Source organism: Paenibacillus sp. ClWae2A, assembly GCF_032452295.1.
Taxonomy (GTDB): domain Bacteria; phylum Bacillota; class Bacilli; order Paenibacillales; family Paenibacillaceae; genus Paenibacillus.
On sequence record NZ_JAULSQ010000001.1, the window covers coordinates 1,079,475 to 1,093,177 of the forward strand.

Genomic DNA, 13,703 nt, shown 5'->3' on the forward strand with positions numbered 1-13,703 from the left:
TGCGGAGGGCTTTGCCTGACACTCTACTGAATTTATGCCTTCTCTACATTAAAATACTTAGCTTGCGGATGGCTGAATACCATCGCTGATACGGAAGCTTCAGGTTCCATCATGAAACCTTCCGTCAATTCCACACCGATATCCTCAGGCTGCAGCAACTTGAACAGCGGCCCTTGGTCTTCCAGATCCGGACAAGCCGGATATCCAAAAGATACCCTGATCCCTTGATAGCGTGCACCGTGACGTTGCTTCATGGTCATCTGGGCAGAATCCGGGAACCCCCATATATCTCTCATCATATGATGCACACGTTCAGCTAATCCCTCTGCTACTTCAAGCGCTACGGATTGCAGAGCATGCGAGCGGAGATAATCCCCTTGATCTTTCCACGCCGTGGATAGTTCACGCACACCGTGTCCGGCAGTAACTACCATGAAACCAACGTAATCCATTTGACCGGATTCAACAGGCTTCAGGAAGTCGGACAGGCACAGGAACGGCTCGACTTGTTGACGTGGGAACGTAAATGTATGCAAAATATTACTCGTGTCCTTTGGATCATAGATAATGATGCTGTTACCACTGGACTGCGCCGGGAAGAAACGATACATGGCATGCGCCTGAATAATCCCGTCACGAACAGCTTCTTGCATAATTTCATCCACGACTGCTTTCAGGTCGGTAGCCTTCTTATCACCTGAGGCAAGCAGTTGTTCAACTGAACCGCGCAACCCCAGATGGTGTCCAAGCAACATCTGCATGTTCACGTAGGGCAGGATATGTGATAACGGATAGTTGCGCATCGTATGCCGCTCCAGATCCGGCGGCACAAGAACCGGATGGTCTACAGCAATATCCGAACGTTCCACTCGCGTAAGCTCTGGAAGCGCCTGAACAGCTACAGCTCCTGAAGCATCAGCTTCTTTCTCAGCTTCCATCTCCAGTTGCATCGCTTCACGTGTAACGGGATTCATCAATTTGTTCGCCAGATCCAGACCATCCATTGCGTCTTTGGCATATACAACCATACCGTTATATTCAGGACGGATACGGTTTTTGGTGAATTTACGTGTTAGCGCCGCTCCACCAACCATAATAGGTACATCAATACCTGCTGTTCGCAAATCCTGAGCGGTAAGAATCATCTGCTGCGCGGATTTTACCAATAACCCCGAAAGGCCGATCGCATCAACTTTTTCTTCTCGGTACGCCTCAATGATACGTTCTGGTGGTACTTTTATACCCAAATTAATGATCTGGTAACCGTTATTGGAAAGGATGATCTCTACAAGGTTCTTCCCGATGTCATGCACATCACCCTTAACCGTGGCCAGAATGATCTTGCCTTTAACCGAAGTTTCGTTCTTCTCCATGAATTGCTCCAGATATGCTACAGAAGCCTTCATAACCTCCGCACTCTGCAACACCTCAGCCACAATCAACTCATTATTGTTAAAGAGACGACCCACTTCTTCCATCCCTCGCATCAGTGGACCGTTAATCACTTGAAGTGCTGTGTATTTGGCAAGTGCCTGTTCGAGATCTGGCAGTAATCCTTCTTTGCTTCCTTCGACAACATATGAAGCGAGACGCTCTTCTAATGAAAGGTTCGAGATTTTTTCCTTCTTCTCAACCTTTTTGTTACGGAACGCCGCTACGAATGCCGCCAGTGTATCATCATTTGTGTTATATAAAAGTTCTTCCGAGAGCCTGCGTTCTTCTTCCGGAATGGACGCATAACGCTCCAGTTTCTCTGTGTTCACGATGGCATAATCGAGACCTGCTTTGGTACATTCATACAAGAATACAGAGTTCAGCACCTCACGGCCTGCTTCAGGCAATCCGAATGAAATGTTACTGATCCCAAGTATCGTATGACATTCAGGCATCGCTTCCTTGATAACTCTTATACCTTCAATGGTTTCTTTGGCTGAACCGATGTACTGTTCATCTCCCGTACCTACCGGGAACACCAATGTATCGAAAATAAGGTCTTCTGGTTTGAGTCCATATTTGTTCACTAGCAAATCGTAAGAGCGCTTGGCTACGTCAAGCTTGTCTTCTCGACTAATCGCCTGACCCCGTTCATCAATCGTTCCGACAACAACCGCACCACCATATTTATGAAGCAACGGCGTGATCAGCTCAAATTTCTCTTCCCCGTCCTCAAGGTTAATGGAGTTAATTATTGCTTTACCTTGCGAGTACTGAAGAGCCAGATCGATTACGGAAGCATCTGTCGTATCGATCATGAGAGGAACCTTTACTTTTTTCACAACCAGTTCAAGGAACTTCACCATGTCTTCAGACTCTTCGCGGTCTGGGTCTTGTACACACACATCGACAATGTGCGCTCCATTTTTCACTTGAGCACGAGCAATTTCTGAAGCTTCTTCATATTTGCCTTCTACAATGAGTCGTTTGAATTTCCGTGATCCCAGCACATTCGTACGCTCACCGACCATGTATGGACGATTGTCCTGTTCGATATAGATTGGTTCTATACCAGACAATGCCGGTGGATGTGTTCCGTTCATTTCTCTTGGGGGGTACTGGGCAAGTGTATCGCGCATAGCACGAATATGTGCAGGGGTTGTCCCGCAACATCCACCAGCAATATTCAACCAGCCCTGTTCGGCAAAAGCACCAATCTTCTGAGCAAGCGAGTCTGGTGACTCATGGTAATTACCGTTCTCATCCGGAAGACCCGCGTTCGGGTAACAACTAACGGCAACCGATGCCATTCCGGAAAGCGAGCGAATGTGATCACGCATGAACTCCGGACCCGTAGCACAGTTTAGTCCTACCGAAATTGGGTTAAGGTGTTCTAAGGATATATAAAAGGATTCGATGTTCTGACCCGCAAGGGTCGTTCCCATTGGTTCTATCGTTCCTGATATCATCAGAGGCAGTGTAATGCCACTCTGTTCGAAGGCCTGCTGAATTCCAATACTGCCTGCTTTAACATTGAGGGTATCCTGTGAGGTTTCGAGCAGTAGCGCATCAACGCCTCCCTCTATTAAAGCAAGCGCTTGCTCCAAATAACTGTCGATAAGTTCCTGGAACGTTACTCCCCCAGTTACAGACAGTGTTTTGGTTGTTGGTCCCATCGCACCTACCACATAACGTGGAGATTCCGGTGTAGAGAAACGATCAACCGCAGCTTTCGCAATTCTGGCTGCTTCCAGGTTGATCTCGCGTGCCCGATCCTGAATATCGTATTCAGCAAGCACGACGGATGTGGCACCAAATGTATTGGTTTCTATTAAATCGGCGCCAGCCTCCAGATATTCTTCATGAATGCGCTGGATCAGCTCTGGACGAGTAAGCACTAACATTTCATTACATCCATCCAAATCTTCGCCACCAAAATCTTCGCCAGTCAGATCAACTTGTTGAATCATGGTCCCCATTGCACCGTCGAGGATTAATATTCGTTGTTTTAATGCATCGTGTAGACTAATCTTATCCAATATCTTCACCCCCGCAAAACGTTAAATCTTAGTTTAACAGAAACTAACTTAATGTGAAAGATCGGGTTTGGTCCCGAAAGATGGCGGGTTTGCACGAATATGAACGGAATTTGAGAATCGACAAAAACAGAGCAATCCGATATAATTCAATTAAACCAAGTGGAAAAGAGGGAAAGAACATGGCTGAAATTGTTATCCGAAATACGAACGAACGCATCACTGGTGACGAAAATGTTCGAAATTTCTTGAACAAATACGAAGTATTATATGAGAAGTGGGATGCATCCAAACTGAACACTGATCTGCAAAATAACTTTGGATTAACTGATGAACAGAAAACCGAGGTTTTGGAAACTTACGATTATGAAATCAGAGATTTGGCTGCACGTCGCGGATACCAGATCTGGGATGTCATCACGCTGTCCGAACAAACACCAGATATCGAAGAAAAGCTGGCCAAGTTCGAAGAGATCCACACCCACGCTGAAGATGAGATCCGTGCGATTGTTGCTGGTAAAGGAATCTTTGTTATCAAAGCTACAGATGATGTGGGCTACTTTAATGTAGAACTGTCTCCTGGAGACGTTATCTCTGTACCTGAGAATACACCGCACTTCTTCACTTTAATGGAGAACAAACAAATTATTGCTGTACGTCTGTTCATCGAAAAAGATGGCTGGATTGCAGATCCATACCCTGATCCTACTTTTATCAAACAAGCCTAACACTCTCGTGTTACAACTTGCTTAACCAAAACCCCTGTTCAATTGAACAGGGGTTTTCGCATATGCATATGGAAAGTATTATACAACATCGGTGCATTATATAAAATAATGCGGGTATTTCGCTTTTATCGATTCCTGTTCGATCACAACTAGTCTAAGATGAGCTTCCATCACCTGAACAGCTTGCTCGGTCTGACGCTCTGTGATAAGCCGATAAATCTCTTTGTGCTGGGAGATAATGACCTCCAGGTTGGAGTCCTCCGCTAGACGTAATAAACGCAACCGATTAAACGGAATATTCAGTTGTTGCAACATTTTCCATGTTCTCAGCTTACCCGTGCCCTGAAACAAAATCTGATGAAACTCTTCATCCAGTTCAAAAAGACGATAGAAATTGTTTTTTCCTATACAGACTTCCTGCATTGCAATGTTGGTTTCAAGTCGAAATCTGAACTCTTCAGGAAAAGAAACACAAGCCAAAGTCACGATTTCCTTCTCCATCTTCTCCCGCATAAACCTGCCTTCTTCCACATGCTCTAGATTGATATGAGAGACGATCGTTCCACTCTGTGGAATAATGTCCAGCAGTTCTTCTTCAGCAAGCTTCATGAATGCTTCTCGCACGGGTGTTCTGCTCACCTGCAGTTCATCTGCAATCTCTTTCTCTGAAATCTTGGTACCCGGCTTAAGTTCCAGATGCAGAATTCGTTCTTTTAACAGGTTATATGAATATGCCCGGGTCGAGCCTCTAATTTTTTGATTAAGTGACATGCCTAGACCTCTTTCTATCAGCCGTATTCATTCATCTTAGCACAAATTACCGTTCCACTTAAATATCGGTGTGAAACGGTAATCTGGCCAACATCAAATATATTATTTCTTGTTTTCTTTGTAGGCTTTGTACGTTTCATTTGCCAGCTTCAGATAATTGGATAGACCTTGACTGTCCAGCTCTTTAGCAAAAGTATCGAATTCAGACAAGTCCCGCTCACCCAAAATAAATTTAAGTGTATTCTGATCAGAGTAGTCTTTCAGTGGTGTACTCAGAAGTGTCACCCGTTCACGGTCCTCTGAAGAGTAAGGAATTGGTGGTTCTGCCGGGATCACTTCCTTGGTATCCTTCGTGCCTTTGGGATTCAAGCCATTGTAGTTCACGTCTTCTACCAATTTACGTGTTCCGCCCTCTTTGGTAAATGTTTCGCCTTCAACGCCCCATTTGGCAAACTCTTGACCCTCATCACTGTAGTATAACCAATCGATAAATTGCATAATGGCTTTGAAGTTTTCGCTTTTTTGAATTTTCCCGGATATCATGACACCGTTTTCAAGTCTGGAACCAGACATTAATTGCCCTTTTGGTCCACCAGGAACTGTAATCTTCGCAACAGAGTATTTACCTTCTCCCAGCGTTTTGTTCATATCATTACGGTGCAGCACCACCGTTTGGGAATTGCCGTTAATCATAAAAGATTTGCCGGATACAAATTTCTGTACAGCCTGATCATCATCCTGTGTAAAACTTTCTTTGTCCAGCAATCCTTCGGATACCAACTTGTTAAAGTACGTCAGCAGCTCTTTGTATTCTGGTGTTGTAGCCGTGTATACGAATTCATCCTGATCTTCCTTATACGTCAATCCATTACCAAAACCCCATCCTGCCTTGGTACCAAAGCCAGTAGCAGCGATGTTCAATGTACTATTGAATTTAAATCCATCCGAAAATGGAATGGAATCCGGGTAGATTTCTTTCAGCTTTTTGGCTGCATCATACAATTGGTCCCATGTCGTCGGGATGGGGATGTTATTTTCTTCAAAAACATCCGTTCTTACCAGTAATGTATAATCCGGCCATACTTCTTCATGCAGACCCGGGAGCACATAGTACTTTCCATCTTCTTGCCGAAGTCCTTCGAGTTCTTCTTCCAATCCCCATTTTTCCACTTTATCCTTGAAGTTGGGCATCAAATCAATGTAATCGCTGATCGGCAAGATCGCACCAGAGGACACAAATGCAGGCTCTTCACCAGGGTACGTTTTAGGAATAACCAGTGGTGCATCACCGGAGCTAATCAACAAAGATCTCTTCTGAGCGTAATCGCTCATGGGTACAATCGTTGGCTCAAGCGTGACACCCGTTAGTTCGGTAATTTTGTCAAAAAACAACCAGTCTTTTTTATACGGATAGATCGGATGGTCGCTATATAGTATCGATAGATTGAACGGCTCAGTTGCCTTGAATGTGTCACCTACATTGTAAGTCTCCATGGCAGCGTTGGTTTGAACTTCTGTGACGTCCCCACCAGTTCCAGCACCGCTACTACATGCTGCCAAAACAACGCTCATCATTGTTGCCAACACCATTTTACCAACAAACTTACGTGGCTTTTGATTCATTTAGGTTACCCCCCTGAATTTGGTTTAGGTTGACTTTGCCATAGAACTGCTACGTATTACCGTTTCACAGACCCTAACATGATACCGGTTACAAAGTATCTTTGGACAAATGGATAGATGGTGAGTATCGACAAGATGGTTAATACCATCGTTACTGACTTAATATTGGCAGCAATCTGTGTCAGGTTATCAGCTGAGGTTGCACCGGCAGACGCCCCGCTTGTCGCTCCTGCAATCATATTTCGCAAATAAATGGTGACCGGGAACAGTTCTTTTTTGTCCAAATACAGAAAGGCTGGGAACCAGGAATTCCAATGACCTACTGCGTAGAACAGCACCATGGTTGCCATAACTGCTTTACTAAGCGGCAATATAATGCGTAACAAGATCCCGTATGTGTTCAAACCGTCAATGGAGGCAGCTTCCTCCAGTTCTTCAGGCATATTTTCAAATAATGACTTCATGATCAGCATGTTGTATATGCTAATTGCGCCAGGAACAACAAGTGCCCACATGGTGTTGTTGAACCCGAGGGAATTAATCAACACATAGTTTGGAATCAATCCACCACTGAAGAACATCGTGAATACGGCAAACATCGTCAGAAACTTGCGACCCATCAACCTCTTTTTGGATAGGGCATATGCGAAAATGGTCGTCATGAACATGGAGATTAACGTACCTACTACAGTGTAGATAATCGTGTTTTTATAGTTGGTCCAGAACATACTGTCACGTGAGATGGTCTTGTATGTCTCTACATTGAATCCTCTTGGGAACAGACTAACCTTGCCCGAATTAATATAGGACTCACTACTGAAGGATTGTGCCACGACATTTAAAAATGGATAGAGCGTTATAAATACCACGAACAGCAGAAAGATAACATTGAATACTTTAAACACCTTGTAAGATCTGGATTCCTGCATGATGCTCCTACTTTACCATAGGCTTCTTTGTGTCAGTCTGCGTGAGATGGCATTTACGGAGAACACCAGAATCAGACCAATCAGCGATTGGAACAAGCCAATTGCGGTAGCATAACTGAAGTTACTGGATTCCAGTCCGACCCGATACAAGTAAGTGGAGATCACATCAGATGTCTCGTAGATCAGCGGATTGTACAAGAGTAAGATTTTTTCAAATCCAACAGCAAGGAAATTACCCATATTCAAAATCAATAACGTCACAATCGTGGGCAAAATCCCTGGTATCGTTACATGAATCGTTTGCTTCCATCGATTGGCACCATCGATACGCGCAGCTTCATACAAAGAATCATCAATGGTTGTCAGTGCAGCCAGATACAGAATTGCTCCCCAACCCATACCCTGCCATACCTCAGAAGTGATATAGATTGTTCTGAACCACTCAGCCCGCTGCATAAAAGGAATATTGTCTCCGGTGAAGAAAGCCACCAGTCCATTAATGGAACCATTCACTGCTGTCAGCTGCAGGATCATACCCGCAACGATAACGATGGAGAGAAAGTGAGGTAGATAAGACGCGGTCTGTACAAACTTTTTGAATCGTTTACTCTTCACTTCGTTAAGCATCAAGGCAAAAATGATTGGAACCGGGAATGTAAAGAGTAACGCAAGTCCGCCTAACATCAGCGTATTACCGAATACTCTCCAGAAGGTAGGGTCCTCTATGAACATTTTGAAGTATCTTAATCCAACCCACGTTTTTCCAAATATACTTCCCCCGGGAACAAAACGTCTGAATGCAATCACATTACCAATCATCGGCCCATATTTAAAAATAAGGAGATAAATGATGGGAAGGATTAATAGTGAATACAGCTGCCAGTCTTTGCGGAACAAAGTTGCTGCCGTTCGTAATCTGCTCTCTTTACGTAAAGATGTCATGGTTAACGTTGTTTTAGCGGTTTCCGACTCCATGTGTTTTCACTCCGATCCAGGACTTGATAAGTAAGAGAATTCATGTACAATTCCCATCGTTTCTCCTCTTGTAGAAGACAACAACTCCTTTAACTTCACCCCCATACCAAATAGATAATTGCTAAATGTAAGCGATATTAATTTGATGTATTATGTAGAATCACACAATCCAAGGTGCTTCACATCATTAATTAGCACTTACTAAGTGGTGTGATTTCCAAATCGAATGAAGCTATTTCAAAATATTAAGCGCTTACAATAAACCAAAAATAATAAGCAATAACTCCCTGCTTCATTCAATGAAGTAAGTCAAAAAGAAATTGCTTTAGGACAATCTAAATACTAGTCATACTAGTATTTTATTTATTTTCCAATCCAGCTTCCCCCTAATTTCAATAACTTTTAGCAAAAAATGGAGATCTCATTTAACAAGGTAATTTAGTCAACAAGATCAAATAAAAAAACATTGGAAACTTCAAGAACGACATCATCGTTCATTGAAGTTTCCAATGTTTCAGGGTACTGAGGAAAGATGTTATGGCTGATCTGCTCAGAACTTAGCAATAAGCTGATCTAATTCCGATAAATGCGTTATTTCATGGTCTGGCGCATACGTTTCATTGTTGGTCTTATGCTCACGGTTAATCCAGACGGATTGGATGCCAGATGATAAAGCACCACGAATATCAGTCGTTAACTTGTCCCCAACCATCATGCTCTCTTCGGGTTTAACACCCAGTTTACTCAAAGCATGTTCAAATATCGACGGATCTGGTTTTCCTTTTCCGAAGTTACCCGAGATAATAATCTCATCAAAGAAAGGAGTCAATTCAGGTACACCATCCAACTTCTCTTGTTGCAAAGCTGGACAACCGTTCGTTAACAGCAACAGTTTGTACTTTCCTTGTAACTGACGCAAGGTATCCATCGTTTCTTCGTATACATGAGGTCTGGATCTCCGTTCTACTCCAAACTGCGCAGCAAGTTGTTCAGCAAGATCTTCCCGATCTATACCCAACTTCAACAAGCCACGACGCCAGGATTCTTTACGGTAAACTGGAGCAAGCTGTTCCAACTGACGGAACTCAGGTTGATCCCCACCAGTAAAGTTTGCCCAAAGGCCTTCAAACGGATTGATTCCAATCATTTTGGTAAAAGGAAAGGTTTCATATGATTCATACAGTCCACGTGCCTCATTACGAACAGCTTCTTCAAGTTCTTCTGGTTTAACCCCAGTCTCTTTCGCTGCGATTAGACAAGTCTCATGAAAAGCTTCTCGCACACTACGCTCATCCCACAATAAAGTATCATCTAGGTCGAACAAAATCGCTTTTAACGCCATTCCGATCATCTACCCCTTTATGCAATAATTACTTTTCGACGGTTTCCACGGTGATCTGGTGTGCTTTTGCAAACTTCAGCAAACGTTCTGCAATCGCATCTGTATCGTAACGGTTCAATAACTTGGTAAACACCCATCTTTTCCCGCGACTGTTATGTTCGATAACAACTGTACCTGGTTCAATTCTGAATTTGACAATATCGTCAACCCCGATTGAACGTTCACGATTACCCTTCGTCGTTATAATCCGATTACTGCTAATCTTGATGTATGGTCGGCGAAGCATGAAGATGACTGCCAAAAATACGTAAAGCAGCATCGTCACCCAGTCCCAAGTTGTCATCGGAGCTTGCACAAGGAACGTGCTCATAAACAGATACAAAAAGGCGAGACCGATCAAAAATATAGGGAACAAAAGGCTGCGTCCCTTAAAGACTTCTTCACCTGGTGTACCTGTGATTGGTTGACCACTTTTTTTGCGTTGCTGATTTAACTGCTTGGAATTTTTCTTAACCGTTCTCTCGAACGAACGCGACATGAGAATCCCCCTTATGTGTCTTTGTATCGGCTTACATAACTGTAAACCAACATTTCCCCCTATAAATTGCACACTCAAAATAACAGGAAGAAACCTAAATATCATAATGATATCATTAGGTTTCGTTAGTGTTTGAGTTTGCCTTGGTGGCCTTTGTCATTCTCATCATCAACAATCTCAATGGTATCTAATTGTTGTCTGAAATTACTGCGAATATTACTCAAATAAATCTCTCTTAGCTCGGCACGTTCAGCAAGTTCTTCCTCCGACAATCCAGTGGACTTTTGCTTACGAGCCAATTCGTTAATACGTGCTACCAGACTATCTATATCCAAGCTTGTCCCCTCCAAAAATACAAAGTCATATTAACTTTGCCATGATAAAGGCAGCTTGTCAAGCTGACACGCGTTAACACTCATTGATGTGCATTTTATTCTGCAAATTGCGGTAGAACTAGTACTTGACCCACTTGGATGGAAGTCGTATAAAGTTGATTCACTTTCTTAATTGCTTCTATATAAATACGTGTATCCATATTCGTCGGTTTATGTTCCAAAGAAATACTCCATAATGTTTCCCCTTGTGAAACAGCTATCTTTCCTCCAGGCAAAACATCATTCTCATTGCCAGCAAATACAGTTATAACAGTGCTGCATCCAATAAATATAATCAAAGAGGTAATGGCTACCTTTAACATCCATGAAGAAATCTTGAAACGTTCTAAAACCTTCTTGTAATTCCCTATGTTAGACTTCACCAGTTCCGAATTCATCGGTTCATAAATGCTTTGATAAGTAGAATATCTCATTAAATACCCGCCTCCAAACGTTTGTTCCTATCTGTTGAAATCAATATAACACGAACACTTGTTTTGTTCAATAGATTTTCAGAACAATTGTTCGCTTCTTTTTTGAAGGGGAAATATCTTATTTGAAATCCTTTTGCAAAGGCATTTGCAGTATTATGCTCTGACTTTTGGACAAATTCTGTTCTATAAGTTAAAAAACACTGATTTAATGCTATTTTATTTAGAACTTATGTTTGTACGAACGGAGGTTCTATGTTATAATTTTCCCAAACGTTACTAAAATGGGGTTGATACGGTATGTCGAAGATATCCAGCAGGCAGCAGGCTATTCTGGAGTTTATACGAAATGAAGTCCGGTTGAAGGGGTATCCTCCTTCCGTACGGGAAATTGGGGAAGCTGTTGGACTGGCTTCCAGCTCAACAGTACATGGACATTTGGATCGTTTGGAGAAAAAAGGTTTGATCCGGCGCGATCCTACCAAGCCAAGAGCCATTGAGCTTTTGAGCCAGGAAGAATCTGAGCATTCTCATCAATTTGCTCATAGCGTTGCACGTATTCCTGTCGTTGGTAAGGTTACAGCCGGGGTTCCAATCACTGCAACCGAGAACATTGAAGACTACTTCCCCCTTCCTACACATTATGTAGGCGAACAAAAAGTGTTTATGCTTTCGGTAGTGGGAGATAGTATGGTGGAAGCTGGAATCGTTAATGGGGATTACGTTATTGTCCGTCAACAGCAAACTGCTGATAACGGTGATATCGTTGTTGCAATGACTGAAGACGATGAAGCTACAGTGAAAACGTTCTATAAAGAGAAAGATCATATTCGCCTTCAACCGGAGAATGCGACCTTCGAACCTTTACGTTTGAAACACGTTAGTATTCTGGGTAAAGTCATTGGCCTTTTCCGAGATATTCATTAATATTTAACTTGAGTAACAAAACTAGATGCAATGAAATACAAAAGAGGTTGTCCTGATGAACAAGACAACCTCTTTTGTATTTTTATATTGTTTTAACTGCTAATTATTCACTGCGTTTCAGAACACTCTTGTGATGCGAGAACACATCAAAGCTCTGTTGTCCGTGATATGAGCCCATGCCGCTCTCTCCTACACCACCAAACGGGAGATAGTGTGAAGTCATATGAGAAAGTGTGTCATTAATACATCCCCCACCGAAGGATACTTGATTCAGAACCTGTTCCTGCAGTTGCTCATCCTGTGTGAAGAGATATAGCGCCAATGGTTTTGGCCGGCGAACAATCTCATCTAGCATGGGGTTCAGGTCACTGTACGTAAATACAGGAAGAATGGGACCAAAGATCTCTTCTTGCATGACAGATGACTCCCAGTTCACATCTCCAATTACCGTCGGCTCAATCAGCAACTGCTCACGTACAGAACGTCCACCTATTAGCGTTTTGCCATCTGTGAGGAATTTCGACAACCGATCAAAGTTACGCGCATTAACAATATGCGGGAAATCAGCGTTCTGTAACACATCATCCCCAAATTTATCTTTGATCTCTGCGCCAATCATATCGATCAGTTCATCATGAACTTGTTCATGCACAAGCAAGTAATCCGGAGCAACGCATGTTTGCCCCGCATTCAGGAACTTACCACGAACAATACGCTGGGCCACCAGCTTCAGATCTGCATCACTGTGCACAATAGCAGGACTCTTGCCCCCTAGCTCCAGGGTTACAGGAGTCAAATGCTCCGCAGCTGCCTTCATAACGATGCGACCAACACCCGTGCTTCCTGTGAAAAAAATATAATCAAACTTCTCTTTCAACAATGCTGTGCTAGCTTCGACTTCTCCTTCCATAACTGCGATATACTCTTGAGGGAAGATCTCCTGAATCAGATCATATGTCAGACGAGATACCGCTGGTGTTAATTCAGAAGGCTTGATAACTGCACAGTTACCAGCTGCAATTGCTCCAATCAGTGGACCAAAGGCCAGTTGGAAAGGATAGTTCCAAGGTGCAATAATAAGAGCCACACCGTATGGTTCAGGGTAAATGGTGCTCACCCCATCCGGCATAGCCGAATTAGTTGGAACTTGTTTTGGTGCAGCCCATTCCTGCAGGTGTTCTAATGCAAAATCCAGTTCACCTAAAACAATGCGAATCTCTGAACTGTAAGCTTCTGCCTCGGATTTGTTTAGATCCGCCCGAAGTGCGTCTTGAATCCGCTGCTGATACTTTTCAATTCCTTTTCTAAGCTGTTGAAGCGCATTAATCCGATAATCGATATTTTTAGTTTGTCCTGTATAAAAAAATGTACGTTGTTCTGTCACCAGTTGTTTTGCCTGATCCATATTAACATCTCCAATTAATTATCTAAAATTAAATTGCTAAAAATTTAATTAAAGTATACCTCTTCTATATGAAACTTTCAACATACAATTGAAACATTGATTTTCATGTAATTTGAAACATGATTGGAATTTTGAAAGTGTGAAAGCAAATACTCCCGCCTATTTCTTAGCTATCAAATTTCTAAGGAAG

General features: G+C 42.8%; 12 protein-coding genes. 2 read left to right on the forward strand and 10 right to left on the reverse strand.

The window, feature by feature from the left end:
- Window positions 1–32: 32 nt before the first annotated feature.
- Window positions 33–3,473 carry a methionine synthase gene (gene metH / locus QVE09_RS04485; protein WP_315935852.1) on the reverse strand — a complete coding sequence of 1,147 codons (3,441 nt, stop codon included), beginning with the start codon at window positions 3,471–3,473 and terminating at the stop codon, window positions 33–35.
- A 179-nt stretch (window positions 3,474–3,652) separates the two neighbouring features.
- Between metH and QVE09_RS04490 the strand changes: the two genes are divergently transcribed.
- A complete protein-coding gene (locus QVE09_RS04490) occupies window positions 3,653–4,198 on the forward strand; it encodes a cupin domain-containing protein (protein WP_047843398.1) in 546 nt (181 codons plus the stop codon).
- A 96-nt stretch (window positions 4,199–4,294) separates the two neighbouring features.
- Here the strand turns inward: QVE09_RS04490 and QVE09_RS04495 are convergent, their stop codons facing one another.
- The 8 genes from QVE09_RS04495 to QVE09_RS04530 form a co-directional block, all read right to left on the reverse strand.
- A complete protein-coding gene (locus tag QVE09_RS04495; RefSeq protein ID WP_091020712.1) occupies window positions 4,295–4,969 on the reverse strand; it encodes a GntR family transcriptional regulator in 675 nt (224 codons plus the stop codon).
- Between the two features lie 102 nt (window positions 4,970–5,071).
- On the reverse strand, window positions 5,072–6,592 hold the full coding sequence (locus QVE09_RS04500; RefSeq protein WP_315935853.1) for an ABC transporter substrate-binding protein: 1,521 nt from the start codon (window positions 6,590–6,592) through the stop codon (window positions 5,072–5,074).
- A 56-nt stretch (window positions 6,593–6,648) separates the two neighbouring features.
- Window positions 6,649–7,521 (reverse strand): carbohydrate ABC transporter permease, encoded by an 873-nt coding sequence (locus tag QVE09_RS04505; protein WP_315935854.1) that lies wholly within the window; start codon window positions 7,519–7,521, stop codon window positions 6,649–6,651.
- Between the two features lie 12 nt (window positions 7,522–7,533).
- Window positions 7,534–8,463: an ABC transporter permease gene (locus tag QVE09_RS04510; RefSeq protein ID WP_397387011.1), complete on the reverse strand. Its 930-nt coding sequence runs from the start codon at window positions 8,461–8,463 to the stop codon at window positions 7,534–7,536.
- A 583-nt stretch (window positions 8,464–9,046) separates the two neighbouring features.
- A complete protein-coding gene (locus tag QVE09_RS04515; RefSeq protein WP_315935856.1) occupies window positions 9,047–9,838 on the reverse strand; it encodes an HAD family hydrolase in 792 nt (263 codons plus the stop codon).
- Between the two features lie 28 nt (window positions 9,839–9,866).
- Window positions 9,867–10,376 carry a hypothetical protein gene (locus tag QVE09_RS04520; protein WP_017688037.1) on the reverse strand — a complete coding sequence of 170 codons (510 nt, stop codon included), beginning with the start codon at window positions 10,374–10,376 and terminating at the stop codon, window positions 9,867–9,869.
- Window positions 10,377–10,501: 125 nt separating this feature from the next.
- Window positions 10,502–10,711: a DUF896 domain-containing protein gene (locus tag QVE09_RS04525; protein ID WP_017688036.1), complete on the reverse strand. Its 210-nt coding sequence runs from the start codon at window positions 10,709–10,711 to the stop codon at window positions 10,502–10,504.
- 95 nt (window positions 10,712–10,806) lie between these two features.
- The gene (locus QVE09_RS04530; protein ID WP_315935857.1) at window positions 10,807–11,184 is read right to left on the reverse strand and encodes a LysM peptidoglycan-binding domain-containing protein; all 378 of its coding nucleotides are present in this window, start codon (window positions 11,182–11,184) and stop codon (window positions 10,807–10,809) included.
- A gap of 297 nt (window positions 11,185–11,481) precedes the next feature.
- On the opposite strand from QVE09_RS04530, the gene lexA reads away from it, so the two are divergent.
- A complete protein-coding gene (gene lexA, locus QVE09_RS04535; RefSeq protein ID WP_017688034.1) occupies window positions 11,482–12,108 on the forward strand; it encodes a transcriptional repressor LexA in 627 nt (208 codons plus the stop codon).
- Between the two features lie 103 nt (window positions 12,109–12,211).
- Here the strand turns inward: lexA and QVE09_RS04540 are convergent, their stop codons facing one another.
- The gene (locus tag QVE09_RS04540; protein WP_315935858.1) at window positions 12,212–13,513 is read right to left on the reverse strand and encodes an aldehyde dehydrogenase; all 1,302 of its coding nucleotides are present in this window, start codon (window positions 13,511–13,513) and stop codon (window positions 12,212–12,214) included.
- Window positions 13,514–13,703 lie beyond the last annotated feature (190 nt).